At 59.7% G+C, this 20,788-nt stretch carries 11 protein-coding genes; 3 read left to right on the top strand and 8 right to left on the bottom strand.

Annotated features, from left to right (window positions below; genetic code table 11):
* Positions 1 to 80: 80 nt before the first annotated feature.
* Positions 81 to 3,530 carry a DUF4175 family protein gene (locus EC9_RS03330; protein ID WP_145342350.1) on the bottom strand — a complete coding sequence of 1,150 codons (3,450 nt, stop codon included), beginning with the start codon at positions 3,528 to 3,530 and terminating at the stop codon, positions 81 to 83.
* A 267-nt stretch (positions 3,531 to 3,797) separates the two neighbouring features.
* Between EC9_RS03330 and EC9_RS03325 the strand changes: the two genes are divergently transcribed.
* On the top strand, positions 3,798 to 4,859 hold the full coding sequence (locus EC9_RS03325) for a sulfotransferase family protein (protein WP_145342348.1): 1,062 nt from the start codon (positions 3,798 to 3,800) through the stop codon (positions 4,857 to 4,859).
* Positions 4,860 to 5,939: 1,080 nt separating this feature from the next.
* On the opposite strand, the gene EC9_RS03320 is transcribed toward EC9_RS03325, so the two are convergent.
* Positions 5,940 to 6,989 carry a 3-deoxy-7-phosphoheptulonate synthase gene (locus tag EC9_RS03320; protein WP_145342346.1) on the bottom strand — a complete coding sequence of 350 codons (1,050 nt, stop codon included), beginning with the start codon at positions 6,987 to 6,989 and terminating at the stop codon, positions 5,940 to 5,942.
* A gap of 575 nt (positions 6,990 to 7,564) precedes the next feature.
* Here EC9_RS03320 and EC9_RS03315 point away from each other — a divergent pair.
* Positions 7,565 to 8,818 (top strand): hypothetical protein, encoded by a 1,254-nt coding sequence (locus EC9_RS03315; RefSeq protein ID WP_145342344.1) that lies wholly within the window; start codon positions 7,565 to 7,567, stop codon positions 8,816 to 8,818.
* A 39-nt stretch (positions 8,819 to 8,857) separates the two neighbouring features.
* On the opposite strand, the gene EC9_RS03310 is transcribed toward EC9_RS03315, so the two are convergent.
* From EC9_RS03310 to EC9_RS03300, 3 genes are all read right to left on the bottom strand, one after another.
* A complete protein-coding gene (locus tag EC9_RS03310) occupies positions 8,858 to 10,555 on the bottom strand; it encodes a hypothetical protein (RefSeq protein ID WP_145342342.1) in 1,698 nt (565 codons plus the stop codon).
* On the bottom strand, positions 10,552 to 11,298 hold the full coding sequence (locus EC9_RS03305) for an ABC transporter ATP-binding protein (protein WP_145342340.1): 747 nt from the start codon (positions 11,296 to 11,298) through the stop codon (positions 10,552 to 10,554). The genes EC9_RS03310 and EC9_RS03305 overlap by 4 nt, the downstream gene beginning before the upstream one ends.
* Before the next feature lie 291 nt (positions 11,299 to 11,589).
* On the bottom strand, positions 11,590 to 12,873 hold the full coding sequence (locus EC9_RS03300) for a Gfo/Idh/MocA family protein (protein WP_145342338.1): 1,284 nt from the start codon (positions 12,871 to 12,873) through the stop codon (positions 11,590 to 11,592).
* A gap of 361 nt (positions 12,874 to 13,234) precedes the next feature.
* Between EC9_RS03300 and EC9_RS03295 the strand changes: the two genes are divergently transcribed.
* Positions 13,235 to 15,934 (top strand): SurA N-terminal domain-containing protein, encoded by a 2,700-nt coding sequence (locus tag EC9_RS03295; protein ID WP_145342335.1) that lies wholly within the window; start codon positions 13,235 to 13,237, stop codon positions 15,932 to 15,934.
* A 352-nt stretch (positions 15,935 to 16,286) separates the two neighbouring features.
* On the opposite strand, the gene EC9_RS03290 is transcribed toward EC9_RS03295, so the two are convergent.
* The 3 genes from EC9_RS03290 to EC9_RS03280 are packed head-to-tail and all read right to left on the bottom strand — an operon-like array spanning position 16,287 to position 20,719.
* Positions 16,287 to 17,810 carry a coiled-coil domain-containing protein gene (locus EC9_RS03290; RefSeq protein WP_145342333.1) on the bottom strand — a complete coding sequence of 508 codons (1,524 nt, stop codon included), beginning with the start codon at positions 17,808 to 17,810 and terminating at the stop codon, positions 16,287 to 16,289.
* A 17-nt stretch (positions 17,811 to 17,827) separates the two neighbouring features.
* The gene (locus EC9_RS03285) at positions 17,828 to 18,835 is read right to left on the bottom strand and encodes a DUF6384 family protein (protein ID WP_145342331.1); all 1,008 of its coding nucleotides are present in this window, start codon (positions 18,833 to 18,835) and stop codon (positions 17,828 to 17,830) included.
* Between the two features lie 18 nt (positions 18,836 to 18,853).
* Entirely contained in the window at positions 18,854 to 20,719 is a 1,866-nt protein-coding gene (locus tag EC9_RS03280) for a carbon starvation CstA family protein (RefSeq protein WP_145117674.1), read from the bottom strand.
* Positions 20,720 to 20,788 lie beyond the last annotated feature (69 nt).

The following is a 20,788-nucleotide window of genomic DNA, read 5'->3' as shown; positions in this document are numbered from 1 at the left end:
TTTTTTTCACTCGCTTGCGCTTCGTGCTAGTATGGATTTTCGCTCGCTTGCGCTTCGTGCTGGTATGGTCAGTGGCGAGCTTAGATCCCGTCCCCCTCATTGTCGGCCGCGGGTGCGGGAGCTTGTTTCAATAGCGATTGAAACTGATCGCGGAGCTTTTGCTGCCGCTGAGCCAATTGGCGGATCGCCTGCTGCTTGTAATCTCGCTGCGCCTCGTCGCCCGGCTCGATCGCTTCGACCGCCGCGGTTCGATCCAACAACCATTGCTGCAGCCCCAACAACAGACGCAAGCTGGCCATCGAAGGCTGCCCATTTTCATTGTCGTCCGGTCCATCCTGCTGCTGTTGCGGATCTTGCTGCGACGAATCGGTCGGTTCGTTCCCAGGCGGCTGACGCATCTGCTGTATCACCGCTTCGAGCACCTGTTCCAACCGCGCAAGCGCTGCCCCAGCGGCGTCGATCACAGCCGGTGATTTATCGTCCCGCGCAAGCATGGCAGCGACGCGGTTCATGTCGTCGGCGGCACCGGACATGACAAAGTCGAACCCGGCCAATTCGGCTACCATCGGCGAGATCGCTTGCACGCGTTGGGCCAGTTGTTTTTCAGTGGCAGCCAGCTCGCCGAGCGCTCCCGATTCCGCAGCTTCGATCCGGGCGATCAACGTCCGCTGGTTGGCCAAGATCTCTTCTAACTGCTCGATAAACGCCCACATTTTTTTCCGCTGTTGATCGGCGTCGACTTGTTTCTGCATCTGAGCCAGCTGATCACGAGCTTCGTCCAACTGCTGCTGAGCGGTCTGCGACGATCGCTGGGCCGATTCCCGATCACCCGCTTGCAACTGCTGTTGGCCTTGTGATTGAGCTTCCACCGCTTGGTCGATCCGATCCGCCGCTTGCTCAGCTCCCAAACGCTCTACCTGCTCACGCAACCGCTGAGTCTGATCGGCCAGCTGTTTCCAATCATCAGCCAACTCGGAAGGTTCCTCCTGCGGATCCTCCACGCGGCGACCGATCTGCTGCTGCTGATCGGCTGCGTTTTCCAGTCCCTCGGCCGCTGCCTGGATCGCGTCGGACAACGATTCTTCGCGGCTGCGATCGCTTCCCTCCAGCGCCGCGCGGGTCGACTGCAACGCCTGCTCGATCTGCGATTGTTTTTCCATCGACTGCCCCAGCCGTCCCGACTTCAAATCCTCGGCGCTCGACCGCATCTGACCGACCACTTGATCCTCGTTCAAACGATCCGCAGCGCGTTGCAATCGATCGGCAAACGGAGCCTGTTCGTCGGGTAGATCCGATGCAGTTTCGGCGATCTCCGCCGCCAAGCGTGCGGCTCGCCGCGACAGTTCTTGTTGCGAATTGCCAAGCGTCTGCTGGCGCGAGTCCTTTGCCGAATCGTCCGCTGCGTCGAGATCAGCAGTTTCGTTTTGCAACCGCTGCTGATCCGACAACAAATCGTCCAACTGACGCGACAGGTCGCGAACCGCATCGCGTTTCACAAGCTCTCCAGCCAACGACTCCAACCGATCGACGACCTCCTGTTGCTGTTGGCCGATCCGATCTAATTGCTGCTTCAGTTTCGAAGTCGCTGCCGCGTCGCGTACCTCGTCTTCCATCGCGTCGGCGGCGTTGGCGATCGCATCGACGATCTCGCTGGAATTTTCGTCGGCCAGTTCCGTTAGCGCCGCCAACAAATCGCCAAGCCGCTGAGAATCGGCGTCAACGAGCCCGTTGTTCTCGAGCAGTTCGACGGCTTGTCTGGCGAGATCGATCGCGCCGCCGGACTCTTGCAGCGTGCGACGCGATTGCTGTTGCGTGGTCGCTGCAAAGTCGACACGCTCGGCTGCCGCGGCGCGGTCCTGATCGGGCTTCAGTTCCGCCGCGGCGGCGAGAACTTGATCGCGAGCGGCCCGTTGTTCGACGGTGGCGTCGCGCATCTTTTCCACGATCGTGTTTTCATTTTCGGCGACCTGTTGGCGAATCACCGCTTCGGAAACGATCGCCAACGATAGCGTCGGGCTGACGCCTCGCTGTCCCTGCTGGTCGGTTGCCCACGCTGTCAGCTCGATCGTTTCGCCCGCTTGCAGCTTCCAATCCGACGGCTTGAACAACGCCGTGCCGTCGGCCGTTCGTGCGATTTCCGCAATCGATCGCGTTGCAAAATCGGAAGCTTCCGCCGCGTCCTCCGCAGCGGATCGGCCGGGTCGATTCCATCGGCCCCCGGTTTCGGTCATCCCAAAGTCATCCTCCGCGGTCCAGTTCAACGCAAGCTCTCCGCCGGGAGTGACCATCGAAACGCGGGTCGATTCGGACCAAGCGACTTGCGGCGGCGAATCGGCAACGACACGAATCGTCCACTGCTGGGCAAAGCTTCCCGGCAGCCCGTCGCCATCGGTCCATTCGACCTGAAACTGGCAATCCTCGGTCAGTTCCAGCAGTTCGAAGTTGACGGTCAGTCCATCGGCGGCCAGGTTTCCTTCGCCTGCGACACTCGAATCGGGCGAGTTGCTGGCCGACTGCCGCAGCGTCGCTTCGGTGATCGGTTTGGAGAGGCTCAGTTCCAATACAGCCCGCGTTCCACCAACGACATCGAACCGCAGAGCTTCGATCGTCTGCTGTGGTTTGCCTGCATATCCGGGAGGCGTAAGCGTCCACTGATTGCGCGTGATTTCAGGCGACTGGATAACATCAACCGTTTGCCAGTCGAGCGTGTCGTCGTCCCCTCCGGTCGCGCGGATCTCCAATCGGGACTGCACGTTCTCGATCCGAGCGACTCCGCTGTGCCCGGCCTGCTGCAGCGCAAGCCTCTGCGTCCCGGCGGGCGTTCGCACCAACACCACCGCATCGGATGGAAGATCAGCTTGCGGATCGCGGACGACAACTTCCAAGCTGTCTCCTCGATGGACCACTTGGGGCAACGGATCGATCTGCAAATGATGGCGTCGCGGCCAATCGAGTTGTCGCCAGGGCTGAGCCAGCCGAGCAGCGGCGTGCGAGACGGTGGCAGAATCCTGGAACCACAGGCCGCTCAAAACGGCAGCGATCGCCGCGGCGGCGGCCAACGCCGCGAGGGTTGGCCGGAGGTTGAGTGCCGTTGCAAACGATAAACCTTGCACATCCTGAGTCGTGCGATCGATGACGGCGGCTTCGAGGTGGCTTTTCGAAGGACGCGGCGACTCGAGAAAGTCGATGCTACTGCTGAGCCGATCGCCCAGTGTGGGAAAGACAGCTTCGATCTGCCGGGCGACATCGGTCCCTCGCAGTCGCAGCCGGATCGCGGGGATCAGCCAACGCCAGGCGAGCCCGACCGCAGCGGCGACCAGCAAGCCAGTCGAGAGCCAACGCCACCCCAAGCTACGGGAGCGGACTAGCCAATCGATTGTGCCAAGCCCGATCGCCAACAGGATCAACGACGCCGCGACGATCGCGATCGCACGAATCAATAGTAAACCGTGGGCCTGCCAGGAGAGCCCTCGGACGCGACGCAGCAGCGGATGGGCGGTGGATGGGTGATGCGATGGAGTGGTCGACATCCAACGGGCCTCGAGGGTTGGGAGTTCACGTTTTCAGTATACTGCAAGTCGCCCGGAGCCCGATCCCCGGGGGAAGTGAAAACCAAGCTCGCCTAGCAAATCCGCTGGGCGACAACTACGATCAGATTTTGGCCCGCCGTCTCCCCCTGCAACCCGCATTCAACCATTTTGAGCGAACACGCACCCGCTGCTGCAAAATCGTCCGCGTCGCCGAAGCCCGACGATTTTCACCCGTACCCGTTCTACACTCCCAGGTTCTGGCATGGGATGCGAACCGCTCCCTACTGGAAACTGCTCCGCGACGGGCACTTCAAAATCCAGCCATCTCGGCTGGCGATGGCGGCGATCATTTCGGGGATCGCGCCGATCAACGACCTGATGGCGGCGGGGCATCGGTTGGTCCACGGCCGACGAATCGACAACACCGAACTGGCCGGACCGCCGGTCTTTATCGTCGGTCATTGGCGCAGCGGCACCACGCTGCTGCATGAGTTGATGGTCCTGGACGATCAATGGACATTTCCGACGTCGTTCCAGTGCTTCGCGCCGCACCATTTCCTGTTCACCGAATGGCAGTTCAACATGTTTGGCAGCTGGTTGCTGCCGAGCAAACGCCCGATGGACAACATGTCAGCCGGCTGGCGTTTGCCGCAAGAAGACGAATTCGCGCTGCTGGTCCTCGGCCTGCCATCGCCCTACCGGCGGATGGCTTTCCCCGGTCAAGCTCCGCCCGACATGAACTATCTCGATTGGACAAACATCTCGCCCGAGGAACATCGTACGTGGGTGAACGGACTGCGTGGGTTCCTCAAAGCGTTGACCTACAAGACTCCGAAGCCATTGGTTTTGAAAAGCCCCACCCACACCGGGCGGATCGCAGTCTTGGCGGAGGCTTTTCCCGACGCCAAGTTCATCCACATCACGCGCGACCCACGCAACATCTTCCCGTCGACGTGTCGCCTATGGAAATCGTTAGACGTCTCACAATGTTTCCAACGGCCCAACTACGACCACTTGGAAGAATATGTCCTCGAGTGTCACGAGCGGATGTATCGCGCCTTCCACGCCGGGCGGTCGGCGGTCGCCGAGGATCAGATCATCGACATCCGATATGAAGACCTCGTCGCCGATCCCGTCGCTCAATTAGGCCACGTCTACGAAAAGCTGAACCTCGGCGATTTCGACGGCAAGCTGAAGCCACAGCTGCAGGACTGGGTTGAAAGCCAACACCGCAGCTACCGCACCAACAAACACTCCCTGCCGGCGGAGCAAGAGGCGGTGCTCAAGGAACGTTGGAGCGAATATTTCGAGCGGTATGGATACCTGTAAATCACTCCGTCGGAAGTTTTCCCGGGGCGTTGCCCTGGGCTGACGTGGGACCGGCCCGTTGGGCCTGTGGACCGGGTTGGTTGGCCTTGTTTTCCCGGGGCGTTGCCCCGGGCTGACGTGGAGCCGGCCCGTTGGGCCTGTGGACCGGGTTTGTTGGACTCGTTCTCCCAGGGCGTTGCCCTGGGCTGACGTGGGGCCGGCCCGTTGGGCCTGCGGATCGGGTTGGTTGGCCTTGTTTTCCCGGGGCGTTGCCCCGGGCTGACGTGGGACCGGCCCAGTTGGGCCTGTGGAAATGTGGCGTGATTCGATTGCCACGTGCGCAGTGACGAAACGCGGGAAATACGCCCGTTGGATGCAGCCGAAATCGGTGGTTTGACGCCCCAACGGGGGCATCGTTATGTCAGCCCAGGGCAACGCCCTGGGTTTGGAAACGGCCCATCGCCCGCAAAGCCCCAACGGGGCGGTCCTACGACACGCCGTGCCGGTTGGATGTAGGGCCGCCCCGTTGGGGCTTTGCATCGTTTTGTTGGCCTCGTTTTCCCAGGGCGTTGCCCTGGGCTGACGTGGGGCCGGCCCGTTGGGCCTGCGGACCGGGTTGTTTGGCCTTGTTTTCCCGGGGCGTTGCCCCGGGCTGGCGTGGGACCGGCCCAGTTGGGCCTGTGGAAATGTGGCGTGATTCGATTGCCACGTGCGCGGTGACGAAACGTGGGAGATACGCCCGTTGGATTCGCCGAAATCCGTGGTTCGACGCCCCAACGGGGGCATCGTTATGTCAGCCCAGGGCAACGCCCTGGGTTTGGAAACGGCCCATCGCCGGCAAAACCCCAACGGGTCGTCCCTACGACACATTGGGCCGATTGGATGTAGGGCCGCCCCGTTGGGGCTTTGCATCGTTTTGTTGGCCTCGTTTTCCCGGGGCGTTGCCCCGGGCTGACGTGGAGCCGGCCCGTTGGGCCTGCGGACCGGGTTGGTTGGCCTTGTTTTCCCGGGGCGTTGCCCCGGGCTGGCGTGGGGCCGGCCCGTTGGGCCTGTAGACCACCAGGGCGCGAAGATCCGCCCCTGGGTCTCAACGCAAACCTGCTATTTCGCGGCGCGACGTTCTTTGGCTGCGGTGGCTAAGCGGTCCAGCAGGGTAACGGTGTCGTCCCAGCCGATGCAGGCGTCGGTGATGCTTTGGCCGCGTTGTTCCGGCTTGCTCTGTTTGCCTTCGACCAGATTGCTCTCAATCATCACGCCGATGATCCGCCGATCCCCTTCGCTGACCTGATGGCAGATGTCGCGGCAGACGTAAGCTTGGCGTTCGTGGCGTTTCCGCGAGTTGGCGTGGCTGCAATCGATCATGATCCGTGGATCGAGACCGGCTTTCTCCAACAACGCCGCGGCATCATCGACGCTGGCGGCGTCGTAATTTGTGTGCGTGTTGCCACCGCGCAAGATCAGGTGGCAGTCTTCGTTGCCGGTGGTCTGGAAAATTGTCGAGCGGCCATCTTTGGCGACCGAGAGGAAATGGTGCGAGTTGCGAGCGGCACCGATCGCGTCGACGGCGATCTGCACGCTGCCAGCGGTTCCATTTTTGAAACCGACAGGGCAGGAGAGTCCCGAGGCGAGTTCGCGGTGCCCCTGGCTCTCGGTCGTCCGCGCCCCGATCGCTCCCCAACCGACGAGATCGGCGATGTACTGAGGGCTGATCAGATCGAGGTATTCGACGCCGGCGGGAACGCCAACTTCATTGATGTCCAGCAACAACTTCCGGGCGGTCTGCAGCCCCTGATTGATCTCGAAACTGCCGTCGATACGAGGGTCGTTGATCAGCCCCTTCCAGCCGACGGTGGTCCGTGGTTTTTCGAAGTAGACCCGCATGATGACCAACAGATCGTCGCTCAACCGTTGCTGGGCCTTTTGCAACTTGGCAGCGTATTCGATCGCCGCGTCGGGATCGTGGATCGAACAGGGGCCGACGACGACAGCGATCCGATCGTCGGTCCCCTCCAACGCCTGATGAAATTGCTGCCGGGCTTGATAGACCGTGTTGGCAGCGGTTTCGCTGACAGGAATTTCTGCGATCAGGTCGGCGGGGGAGCGGAGCGATTTTTGGTCGCGGATTCGGAGGTCGTCGGTCGTCTGGGTCATCGGGATTTTTGCATTCGTTTATCAAGCAACCAAAAAAACGATCTGCACCAAACAGCAGGCAGACCGGGGGAGGGGGGGGAGCCGAGCGTCACTCTAAACTCCCCTGCAGTGTTGGTTTAAGTGTAATTGGGGCCTTTGGTCAATGGCGGGCTGTCGACCAAGAGCTATCTTTCATCAGAAGGACACAAACCAGGCGGGTTTGGTTAGCGGGGAGAAAAATATCTTGAATCTATCTTGAAAGAAACCGCCAGATTTCGATACGCTCCCCCGATGCCCCATCTCCGGGGCCTCCTACCAATCCATCAACGCACGAGGCAAGGATGCACGGCGTTACGCTCCGAATGACACTCTGTTCGGTAACATTATATACCCTGATTAGCTCGACCGGTTGCCGAACCGCCGTCCCTGATCGTTCGTTGCAGGCGGAGGTTCAGCCAGCGACGGCCCCCTCCGACGGGCTGCTGTCCTCGCTCGCGCAACGATTCCAGGCTCCGCCGAATCAACAGTCGCAGCCTTCGGGCACAACGGCTGCCAGTGCGCAACAGCGAAAACCGGCCGCTCCATCCAGCGCCAGCATGACCGCCGCTGACGCGACGCTTGCCGACAACGAATCGGATGAGTTGATCGAAGCGTTCAGCAATGCGACGCCGGAAGTCCAGGCTGCCGCCCGTCAACAACTCGCCGCAGTGCGGAACATGCAACGCAACCAAGCGGCCAAGCCGGAAGCCGAAAGCGCTGCGGGCCAAGTTACAGCCGGGCAAGTTCCCCCCGGACACGTTGCCAGCTCTGCCAACCCGACGCCCGCCAAGGAGATGAGTCTCCCGAAACCGGGGCAAAGCAAGCCGATCGCACAAGCCGTCGGTACGGTTTCCGCCCCACCGACCGCTGCGACCGCTCCTGTCCAACAAGCGACTGCAACAGCGTCGGATCAGGAAGCGCAAGCGTCTGTCGCTTTTGCGTCGCCACCGCCGGCCGAATCGCCAGCGGATTCCACCGCTCCCGTCGAAAAGGTCGCTGCGGCAACGCCCGCCGCCGCATCCGCGGAACCGGAAACCAAAACGATCCAATTGGAAGCCGAAGTTCCCGCGGCTCCCGTCGCTGCGAGCACGAACCCCAAAGAACATCTCGAAGCGCTGATCAAACATTACGAAGAGCAAGAGATCTCGCTCGACACGCCCGGCGGTCTGACTCAACTGGCCAAACTGCGGATGCTGTATTTGTTGGCCGACAAGCCGGATCAGGCGATGGAAAAGGTCGACCAGCTGAACGCTGCCGAACAGGACTATCTGCGTTACCAGATGATGACGATGTGGAGCATGGTCGATCCCGATGGATCGCCCTCGCGAACCCGCCGTTGGGAGAAAGCTCTCGAGAACCTGCGGCTCGCATCGGGTCATCTGGCCGCCGCGACCGAGTCACTGGACGTCAGCAGCATCGCTTTCTGCACCGAAGTCGAAAGCTACGGCCGGATCACGCCTTTCAAGGATTACAAACTGCAGCCTGGCCAACAGGTGATCCTCTATTGCGAGATCGACAACTTCGCCTCCGAACGACTCAGCGACGGCTACGAGACCCATTTCCAAGGCAGCTACGACCTGTTTAACGCCGATGGCGTGCGGGTTGCCGAACAGGTGTTGCCGGCCGACAAACAGAGCTGCAACAACTACCGCCGCGATTATTTCATCGCCTATCGCTTGTACCTGCCCAAACAATTGGCTCCCGGTCCGCATCGCATTCAATTGACGATCGAGGACCTCAAGGGGAAGAAGTTTGGCCAATCGACGCTCGACTTTGAGATCGTCGCCAAAGCGGAAGCCCCAGCGAAATAGCAACGCTGGCGGCAGCAAGACGTCGACGCCCGGCGAGGCTTACGCCGCGGGTGTGTCGACCGACAGATCGAACCGGCGAAGCGCAATCGCGGTGATCCAAACCGACGCGGCGGCGCTGGCCCACAAAATCGCCAGCCCTCCGACTCGATAGACGATCGATTGGTAGTCCTCGCCGACAAATTGGCGGATCCCCATCGTCCAAGCCAACAGCACCGCGACGCCCAAGACGAACAGCACGCCTTTCAACGTGAAGACGAGCGTCGTGCGGATCAGCACCTCGATCCCCTCCTGACCAATCCGCTGCGGGAAGGCCAGGAAGATCGCATTCTCCAAGGCGAAGATAAAAACAGTCGCCGGGATCAGGACTAGCATCGACAGCATCAGCTTGGTCGGCTCGGGAGTTCGCGTGACCGCGGTCACCGCCAGCACAACCAACTGAAACGCCAGACAAGCGGCGATCGGCAACGCCAGCTGACCGATCGTGATTCGAAATTCGGAGATCGGCAACTGTCGCAGCGATAGGATCCGGTCGAGGTCGCGGCGGAAATCGATCTTCAATGCCGGCGGGCCCAACAGCAGCGTGTAAAAGATCAGCGATCCGACCACGTGCAATAGAACCGGTTGATCGGCGGGAAGCACCCAAATCGGGAACGTCGAAAAAGCAGCCGGAACAAACAAGGTCGCCAAAACTGTTAACCAATAGCCACGCATGGTGACGGCATGCCGCGCCGCCAAGGCTCCGGTCCCGCCCAACGACGCGCACGCTGGCAGACGCCGGCGTCTAACAAACGCTTCGATGTGTTGTTCTGCTTGCGGGACTTCAACAGGTTGCTTCGACTGGATCTCCGCATAACTCTCGCGATGCTGACGCAATTGGGCTGCGGTCATCGTCCGCTGCAGCCAGATGACAATCGCAGCCAAACCGGCGATTTCTAACAGCCCGACCGAGATCCCCACCAGAACCGTCAGGTTCCAGCGACTGGCGATCGCGATGTCGGCGAGGTAGCGCAGCGGATAACCGATCGCCCGAGCAACGGGCCCTTGGCTGAGGTCGACCAGGCCGCCGAGCATCAGGTTGGGCAACTGGACCGCTGGCATGCCGAAATCGGGATCCCAGTTCGACCAGACGCTAACGCCAACCGTCGCAGCGATCGCGACGGCAACGGAGGTGACGCCGATGCGAAACCGGAACAACGCTCCCTTGGACAATCCCGAACATCCGATCTCGATGATCATCCGCGTCAGTTCCAGGATTCCCAGAGCCATCAACAGCCCCAGAAATGTCAGTTCGATCCGCGAGGAATCGGGCAGCAACACGACGGTCAGCAGCGTCGCTTTGAGGACGGAGGGTCCGATGCCGCCGGCCAAGCGGTAGCCGATCAATTGCGTTGGCGACAGCGGAGCGGTCAAGAGCAGTTCGCGCTCGGGACGCGACCACACGATCCCGGCCAACTCGCTGCTCCAAACCGCGCGCAACAGATGCCAATAGGCATACAGGACCAAGCCACTGGTGATCCATAACTGCAATCGCTGGGGATCGGCGGCGGGGCGCATCAAGATTCCCAACAACGCCTGCCCGGCCCACAGCGTTCCCAACAGAACAGCCAGCACTGTCAACAGGATTCGCCGGGGCGCAAGGATCCGGCGTTTCAAGCGGTTCAATTTGGCAACCGTTCGCATCTGCAGCAACTGTCGCAGACTGCGCGGGAAGCAAGCTTCTAAGGTCAACGCGTTCATCCGCTTGCTCCCACCGGCAGCTCGCAAGCCGTCGCGGCGAAGAACGCTTGTTCCAACGACGCCGGCGTTCCGGCCGATTCGAAGCGAGCTTTAAACGCATCGATCGATCCACAGAACTTGGCGCGGCCCCGTTCCAACACCAGCACATCGGTGCAGACCGATTCGATCATCGCCAACAGATGCGAACTGATCATGATCGCTGCACCATCGGCCGCTCGCTGGCGAACCGATTCCAACAGATTGCGAATCCCCGGCGGGTCCAACCCCGTCATCGGTTCATCCAACAGAATCGCTGCTGGCGAATAGAGGTACGCGCAACAGACGGCAAGTTTTTGTCGCATCCCGCGGCTGAGGGCGCTCGCTCGCTGGTCGACCTTCTCGATCAAATCGAAGGTCTGTAACAAACCTTGTGTTTTGGTTTCGGCATCGGCGACGCGGTAGACCGATGCGAAGAAGTCCATGTGTTGGCCGACGGTCAGGTCGTCGAACAATTGTGGATCGTCGGGGACATACGCCGTCTGCTGCTTGACCGCGATCGGATGCTGTTCGACATCCAGTCCAGCGACTTCCAATCGTCCGCGGGTCGCCGGTATCAGTCCGCTCAACGCTCGCAGCGTCGTCGTCTTCCCGGCGCCGTTGGGCCCGACGAGTCCAAGGACTTGGCCGGGCAAGACTTCAAAGGAGAGACCTGCCACCGCGATGGTGTCATCGTAGGCTTTGTGAAAATCAAGTGCGCGGATCATAGGTATCGCTGGGCTTTTTGAGCGGAGGCATCGACGGCTTCGAATGGACCCGCTGCGGCCATTGGCTCGCCTGATGCAACGTCGCCTCGTGCGAGCGAACAAGACCGCCGCGTTGTCCAACGAAGATCTACCTTGCAAACCCGCCAGCGAAAGAGAGAACCGATTCAGAACCGTGGCAGTCCCCCGCGTGGGGACTGCCTTCGGGTCGGTTTGCGACACCTGTAACGATGTTGGCGACAACAAGAGATGCCGCAGAGCGGAAGTGTTACAGGTGGAAGAGGTGAGGAAGAATTAGATCTTCGTTACGTCAGCTTCCCAAGCTGGGTTGTACTCGCGTCCCCACATAGCCGTCTGTTCCTGCGGCCCTTGAACGTGGCCGTTGGTCGGATCGGAGATGACAGGTTGGCCGGTGCGATACGCGATCACGCCCAAGTGGCACATCATCGTGCTGCAGTGCCCACCGGCGATTGGTTGATTCAGGGTGGAAGCATCGCCGCTGCGAACCGCATCGACGAAGTTGGTCAGGTGAGCCAGCTGGCCGTTGTTCTTCCCCTTCACCTCTTCGACCATCTTGTTGGCTCGATTGAACAACTTGTAGCCACCGTTGCTGTCGACTTCCATCGAACCCTCGGTTCCGTAGAACGAGACAAATGGGTTGACGTTGTGCTTGTTGCACGAAGTGCCTTGCCAGGTGATCTGGCTGCCATCGCCAAATTCAAACGCGACAACTTGCGTGTCGGGAGTGATTTGATCGTCGTCGTAGCAGTAGCGGCCGCCGGAGATCGTGGTGCGAGTCGGATAATCGACTCCCATTCCCCAACGACAGATGTCCAACGTGTGGACGCCGTTGTTGGCCAATTCGCCACCGCCCCAGTGCCAGTTCCAGTGCCAGTTGTAAGGAACGACGTTCGATTTGTATTCGCGGTGCGGGGCAGGGCCTTCCCAAAGCGCGTAATCGAGGTTTTCTGGCGGTGCACTCGGTTCTACCTTTCCGATCGAACCGCGTTGGTTGACATAATAGCCGCGCGACAGGAAGACCTTGCCGATCGCTCCGGATTGCAGCTTTTCCATCGCTTGGATCATTTCGGGAGCACTGCGGCGCTGCGTGCCCACCTGGACGACGCGGTTGTATTTTTCAGCCGCCTCGATCATCCATTCCCCTTCTTGGGCGTTATGGCTGGCTGGCTTTTCAACGTAAACGTGCTTGCCCGCTTTGCAGGCCATGATCGTCGCCGGGCCGTGCCAATGGTTGGGAGCGGCGCAGATCAACGCGTCGACTTCTTTGTCGTCCAAGATCTTGCGGAAATCGGTGATCGCCTCGGGAGACGTGCCGGCGATCTTGCCCAGCTTTTCAGCGCCCGAAGCGAGCCGAGTGCTGTCGACGTCGCAGATGTATTTGATTTCGACACCGTCCATCTTGGCCAGGTCGGTGGCAAGCGACATACCGCGTGAAAGGCCCATCACGCCGACCTTGACTGGCTTGTCGGCGTCGGCGGCAGAGGCTTGCGATTGCGCCGCGGTGGCGGCAACAGTGGTCGCAACGGAAGAGGCAATAAATTGACGGCGATCGAACATGCGGGATTTCCTTCGCAAGAGGGAGGAGATTTGGTGGGATTAAAAGGCGGGTAGAGTAGATAACTCTGTTCTAAGATAACGGATCGACAAGGGGTTTGCTGGCGTTTTTTCAGAAACATAGACAAGGTTTCCCCACGTGACTCCGGCCTTGACCCTTTGATTCGGTGCGGTGTACTTTGACAGCTCTTGAAAATGTTGGGATTGCTGCGCAAATACGGCTTTATTTGCTAGCGGCAGGCCGGTTTGGCGACTGCCGCCGCCCCCACATATGATGTAGGTTTCGCTTCGCCTTGAACGGTGGCATCGATTGCTCACCCGAAAGGTTCCCTTTAAAAGCTCCAGTCACGAAAGTAGCACCACTATGACAGGCCCACTGTCGATTTTTCGTCGTAATCAAAAGGCAATGGTCGCGGCCTTGGCCGGTTTGGCCATGGTGGCATTTGTCGTCCTTCCAGCACTCCAGGTTTATCTGGATTCGACCCGCGGCGGCGTTGGTGGAAGCGAAGCGGTCGCCACGATTGGTGGTGAAGAAATCGACATGGCGAAAATGAATCGCTATGTACGCAACCATCAGATGACCACCCGCTTCCTGGCCGATCTGGCCCAGCAAGTGATGGAAAAAGGGGGCCGCCCTCAAGTTCCCGGGTTTGTCGTCGATCAACAAGGGAACGTGCAACGCGTCGGCATCTCCAACCAATTGTCGTTGGACAACGCCCTGCGAACCTACCTGCTGTCGCGTAAAGCGAAAGAGATGGGATTCGATCTGGATGACGGTGCAATCGATCAATGGCTGCGTCTGTATGCCAACGACAAAGTCAACGAAAACGACATGTACGCGCTTTTGTCGCAATCGTCGGACAACCAAATCGGCCGCTACCAATTGGCAAGCGTCCTCAAAACCGAACTGCTAGCCAATGCGGTCGAACGCGTCGGCCAAACCGGCATCGCTGCGGGAGCTCAACCGCTGACATCCCCCGGCGAAAGCTGGGAGCTGTTCAAACAGATGAACCAACAAGCGACGATCGATGCCTATCCCATCCTGGTTGCTGACTTCACCGACAAAGTTTCCGACGACCAACTGCCCGAATCGGAAGTCAAAGCGTTGTACGAAGAATACAAAGACACTTTGCCCAACCCCGATTCCGCCACTCCTGGATTCCGTCGCAACTATTCGGCCAACGTCGAATACCTGACCGCTTCGTTCGACAACTTCTTGGAAGCGGAAAAGAAGAAAATCAGCGACGATGTGATGCGTGCCGAATACGACCGCTTGGTCGCTCAAGGCCGATTCAAAGTGACCGTCACCGAAGAAACACCTGCAGAAGAAACGAAGACCGAGAAGCCAGCTGACGCACCGAAGGCCGAAGCACCTGCGGAAGAGCCAAAGCAGGAAGCAGCGGACAAGGCCGAAGCGACCGACAAGAAAGAAGAAGCCTCCGAGGATCAATCTTCGGCAACCCGCCGTTCAATGTTCCGTTTAGCAGCATTCCGCCCGCAAGACGACGACAAGGAAGAGGCGGAAGAAGAAAAGCCTGCTGAAGAAAAGCCGGCCGACAAACCAAAGGCGGAAGAAGACAAACCGGCTGCTGACGCAAAGGAAGAAAAGGCCAAGCCAGCCGAAGAGAAGAAAGCCGAACCAGCCAAGAGCGAAGAAGCACCAAAAGCTGACAAGCCGGCCGAAGAAAAGCCAGCAGATGCCAAGCCGGAGATGAAGGCGGAAGAAGCCAAGCCAGCTGAAGAGAAGAAAGCTGAACCGGCCAAGAGCGAAGAAGCACCAAAAGCTGACAAGCCGGCCGAAGAAAAGCCAGCAGATGCCAAGCCGGAGATGAAGGCGGAAGAAGCCAAGCCAGCTGAAGAGAAGAAAGCCGAACCGGCCAAGAGCGAAGAAGAGCCGAAGGCGGACAAGCCTGCTGAAGAAAAGCCGGCCGACGCCAAGCCCGAGATGAAGGCTGAAGAAGCCAAACCGGCTGAAGAAAAGAAAGCCGAACCGGCCAAGAGCGAAGAAAAGCCGAAAGCAGAAAAGCCTGCTGAGGAAAAGCCGGCCGACGCCAAGCCCGAGATGAAGGCTGAAGAAGCCAAGCCAGCTGAAGAATCGCCTGCGGCTGAGCTGACACCACCGGAACCAGCGAAGACTCGCGTCCAAACGTTTGAAGAAGTGAAGGATCAAGTTGCCAGCGAACTGGCGCTGCCGGCGGCACGCGCCGCGATGCAGAAAGCGATGGCGCAAGCCGAAAGCGAAATGAAACGTTACTTTGGCGCACGCATGCTGTGGCAGGGAGACAAGGACCAAGGAAAGAAAGTTGGCGAACCACCTGCCTTCAGCCTGAAGGAACTGGGCGAGGCATTGGGGCTGCAATACGGCGTGACCGGAATGCAGGATCCGATCTCGGTCGCCGATCAACCGATCGCCAACTCACAAACCCAAGGGATGGGATTCGGCGGTGGCGATTCGTTTGCCAGCCTGATCTACAACAACCAATTCCCGAACTACACCCCCAAGCGAACCGACAGCAACCCGCCGGGATCGGCTTTCGTCTTCTGGAAGACCGAACAGCGCGAGCCGTTCACTCCCGAATTCGATGAGATCGAACCGGAAGTCAAAGATGCGCTGCGATTGCAGAAGGGACGCGAATTGGCAAAAACCGAAGCGGAAGCGTTGGCGAAAAAGTTGAACAACGCCAATGCGGAATCGATTACGACCGAAATCCCTGAAGCCAAACAGACCTTGGTGATCAGCGACGCCGGACCGTTCACGGCGATGCAAGGCTTTGGATTGAGCGTTCCAGATCTGGACCGCGTCGGCCCCGACTTCATGAAAGCTGTCTTCTCGACCTCCGAGAAAGCGTTTGGTAGCGCGGCGAATCAACCGGAGAACACGTTCTACGTCTTCCAGGTGAAATCGACGTCGCCCGACATCGAAAAGCTCCGCGATGACTTCATGGAACCAGCTCAACGGATGCGACTGCGACAGTTCGCCAACTTCCAAGCGGGCCAGCTGTTCCGCGATTGGTACGCTTCGCTGGAATCCGAGATGGGCGTGACTTGGGAAAACCAAGAGTAAGCCGCGCCACCTCAGTCGCGAAGCGACAATAAGCAACAGCCTGGGACGCAAGTCTCCCAGGCATTCCGGCCCCGGTCGCCCCACCTCAGTCGCAAAGCGACGACATGCAACAACCTGGGACGCAAGTCCCAGGAATTCCGTCCCCGGTCGAGCCGTCTCAGTCGCGAAGCGACGGCATGCAACAGCCTGGGACGCAAGTCCCAGGAATCCCGGCCCCGGTCGCCCCACCTCAGTCGCGAAGCGACGACATGCGAGCTAATGCCCTCGCTTCGCGACGGCTAAACGCGTGGATGCTCCGGCACCTGGGACTCGCGTCCCAGGCTATCGGATGCCGTGGCTTCGCCACTGCTTTCTAAAACCCTTTGCGGGTGCTAAAACCGGAGCGTTTGGGAGTTGGCATTCTCGGCCGGCTTGTCGTTCGACTGGACGATCGCGTCGACGACGTAGGGTAGCTCATCCTTCGCGATCCGGCCCGGCGTGCGCTTTCGCGGAGCGCTGCTCCCGCGGCGTGAGCCATCGTCTGCAACAGGATCTGCCCCATCGGTGAATTCGCTGCATTGACGACTCGACGCGAGTTTTCCTCGTACCAGTTCGGCGCGGTGTGCTGGTGGCGACGGATGTGTTGCCACAACAGATCGGGGCGCTCGCGGCCATCGGCTAAACGGCTGAGCGATTCGCGGATGTTCAGCTTGTCGTCGAAATAGCTCCGCGAATCATCGAACCGCGCCCGCTGGAACTGCTGGACCAGATAGTCGATCGATTCGGCGAAGTCCTCAGCTTCTTTCAACTGCCGGCGGCGAGCGTCGGCAGCCTTCTGGAACTGCTGGATCTCTTCGTCGAGATGTTTTAAACGCGCGACCAATTGGTCGTCGATCGGATCGGGAGACTGCGCCGCCCGCTGCTCCAAAGTCAGCGTATGGGTCTGTTCCAACAGCCGTCGATATTTATCGATCGCCTCGGCGTAATACGGCCCTTCGCTGTCCAACAGCTTGTCGATCTCGGCGCCGTTTGCGTTGGTCTGCACAACCGTCTGTTCCAGTTGCTCCAACAGATCGTCGCGTTGGTCTTCGCGCGATTCGATTTGATCCAAGACCTTGTCCAGGCCAAGTTCGGCGGCGACCTTCTGCTGCGATCGCTCCAATCGATCCAACAACTGGTTGAGCGCATCGCGTCGCTCGGCGATCAATTCCCGCATCTTGCCGGGCACTTCGCTCAAGAACTCATAACTCTTCCGCGCCTTGGGATAATCGATCAGCCGGCCAACCCAACGATCCATCCGCCGACGCCAGCCACGGGCTGTGTATTGCGGCGTTCCCATCTTTCGCTTGTGCAGATACTGAAACAACCGACTCCGCTGATACGCGGGCAGCTTGGCGATCACATCGTGTTCGACCTCAGCCAAACTCGATTCGGCTCGCTGCAGATTGATTTCCGCGATCGCCGCTTTGTCGGTCAGTTGTTGGAAGGCGGGATCGCCCGACAGCTGTTCACTGAGCTGTTTGCTGAGCGAATCACGCTCGCCATAAATAGCGTCCAACTTGCCGTTGAGCGTCTGCAGTTCGCCGCGCAGCTGCGTTTGGACCGCCTCCAACCGCTGGTGCTCGGCGACCAATTCACGATGCCGAGCCTCTTTCCGCAGCAACACATCCTGAATCGCCGGGCGGATCTCATTCCAGACCTGCCGCACCGTCGTCTGACTCAGCTCGGGAAGATAGCTCTCCGCCAATTCGACCAACGTCTGCCCGCGCTGACCGACCAGGTCGTCGGTCTGCTGCAGGATCTCGCGATGCTGCGATTGCAACGCGTCGCGCTGACTCTTGGCATTTTGGATCGCGCGAGTCATCTCGCGAAGCACTTCGGAACCGGAGGTTGGCATAGATATCCTGCGAGTGGCTACCAGTTGGTAATCTGAGCTTTCCGCTGCAGCTTTTCGCCGCTACGCGTTGGGATCTGAACCCGTTCCTCGATCTCGCCGCGACGCTTGACCGCAAACAAGGTTTCGTTCAGCACGCCATCGGACACTTTGTCGTCCCGCAATCGCTCGTAGACATCTTTGGAAACCCGTTCGGCCCAACGAGCGACCAACTGCTCTTCACCCGTTTCGGCGTTGCGGATCGATTGTCGCAGCACGCGTCCCTCGGGCGAACGCGTTTCGACGACCACGTAATATCCGGCCAACCGCGTCCCTTGATCATCGGTAAAGTCGCGTTCGAAAGCCGACATCTCGCTGGCACCCGAAACGATGTGAACCTCGTACTGCTTTTGCATCTGCCCCCACAACTTGTTCAACCGCTCGTGAGCCGCCGTGGCAGCAGCAGGGTTCGCCGCACCAGCCGCTTGCACCTCAGCCATCAATCGCGACGCTTCGGCGGTGGCATCGGGATCCAACGAAGCCGATTCGATCTGCTGCAACAAGACCTGCGATTGTTCGACTTGCAACGCCGCAGCACGCTCCGCCCGAACCGTGGGGCTCAGTGGTGCCCAGGGTGACAGGAATGCATACCAGGTGACCGCAAGAGCGACCGTCACCGCAGCAGCCCCGGCGGCGACGCGTCGCCGCATCACATAGACGTGAGCCAACAGCGATTCGAACCCAAACTTAGGCTCTTTCAACACGTGCATCGTCTCGAAGTATTGTTCGATCGCGGCATCCACCTCCGCGTCGCTGACCTCTTCGCCGGTGACCTTCGCCGATTCGATCAACTTGCGGCGGATCTGGGTCCGAACCTCGTCGCGGCGCAGCGCGACTTCGGCCGTCTGGCGGTCTTCGCGCATCTGCCGCGCGACTTCCAGCACGCGAAGCATCTCGGGCAACGAAAGCGAAGCGGCGTCGTCGGCCGGCGAAGGATCGTCGGTCGCCGCTTGTGCAGCGTTGGCGGAGGCGTTTTGTGATGCATTCATGGCTGTGATTATCGTAGCCTAAGACGACGGCTTGGCAACGGCCGCCTCTTCGACAATCCCGCGGACGCTGGGCCACAAAATGATCGCCTCGACGACCATCCAGGCTTCCAACAATAAAGTCGCACAACCGATCACGATCACGACCCAGTTAGGCGATTGGCCCTCGGGAGGATTCAACCAACCGGGCAGCTCGATCATCATCGCCCAAGCTGGCATGATCAGCATCATGATCATCGGGATCACAACAAACCAAACCGGGATCCGGCGACGCCACAGGAAGAACGAGATCACCAAAAACGCCAAGCCGGCCAACAATTGATTGGTCGCACCAAACAGTGGCCACAAAATCAAACCGCCTTTGCCCGCATTGGCCAACGTCATCTCGGCTCCCGGAGCCGGTAGCGCCGCGATCGCCAGAGCCAATGTGATCGCAAAGATCGTCGCGCCGTGTTTATTGGTCAGCCAGGTCATCGGGTTGGCCGAGACCGCAACCTCTTCGCTTCCCGATCCGCGAACAAACGTCGCCGCCAGTTCTTGCACCACGTACCGCTGCAACCGGCAGGCGGTGTCCAATGTCGTGCCAGCAAACGAAGCGACCAAGACGCCCATCAACGCGACTGCGATCCCCGCGGGAATCGACAGGGCTTTTAGAAAGTTCGCCGATCCATCGACAAACGCGCCCACTTTGGCTCCCAGCCCTTGAGCCGATTGCCACGACTGGTAGCGGGCTTCATAAGCCGCCGTGCCGGTCACAACCGCTCCGCTGCCAAGCTTCTCCGTCACGCCCAAACCAATCCCAGCCACACAGGCCAAGATCACCAGCGTTGCCAAAAAGCCTTCGGTCAACATCGAACCGTAACCGACGAACTGAGCGTCGCTCTCGCACTTGATCTGTTTGCTGGAAGTTCCCGAGGAGACCAAGCAATGGAAACCGCTGCAGGCACCGCAAGCGATCGTGATGAACAGGAAAGGGATCACCGCCGGCGCTCCCTCGGGGTTAGCTCGCACCATCGGCGCGGAGATCTCAAGCGGCACGCGAGCGGCTCCCTCGGACAACGGTGCTCCGCCGATCAACCCAGCCACGACCAATCCGACCACGATCAAACCAAGAGCGGTAATCAACTGCAGCGAATTGATGTAATCGCGCGGCTGCAACAACATCCAGACCGGCAGCACCGACGCGACATACGAATAGACCAACAGGATCAGGACCCATGAGATCACCGACCACTCGGCCATCGCTTGGTTCAACGTCCCCAGGACGCCCGAGTTTCCGTAGATCAGGGTCGCGTACATCGTGGTCAACGCGATCAACGACGGCAGCAACAAATGCACGTTCTTGCGATGCAACCAAACGCCGATCGCCATCGCGATCGGGATCTGCACCAAGCAGGGAATGATTGATGCCGGATATTGCTTGAAGACCGCAGCGATCACCAAACCAAAGATCGCCAACACGATCGTCAGCGCCATGAACAGAATCAACAGGAACAACAACCGCACGCGGCGATTGAGTACCCGACCGGCGACGTCGCCAACGGTCTGCCCCTTGCTGCGGATCGAGACGACCAATGCTCCAAAATCGTGCACCGCACCGACAAGGATCGATCCAAACAGAACCCAGACCAACGCTGGCAACCAACCCCACATCACCGCGATCGCGGGCCCCACGATCGGACCGGTCCCGGCGATCGAAGTAAAGTGATGGCCGAACAGGACCGAACGATCGGTCGGCACAAAATCGCGATCGTCGTTCAATTCCACGCTGGGGACGACAGCATTGTCGTCCAACTGAAAAATCTTCCGCGCCAACCAACGCCCGTAGGTGTTGTACGCGATCAGGTAGGCCACCATCGTGCCCAACGCTATCAATAGAGTCGTCATTCTTGGTCCGTAGTTTCAAATACTCGTTGCAACAAGGGGTGTATTATTCACCAAGTCGCGGAGTGATGA

The organism is Rosistilla ulvae (assembly GCF_007741475.1).
Taxonomy (GTDB): Bacteria; Planctomycetota; Planctomycetia; order Pirellulales; family Pirellulaceae; genus Rosistilla; species Rosistilla ulvae.
The sequence above is the reverse complement of the archived record's forward strand: the minus strand, read 5'-3'. Positions and strand labels throughout refer to the sequence as shown.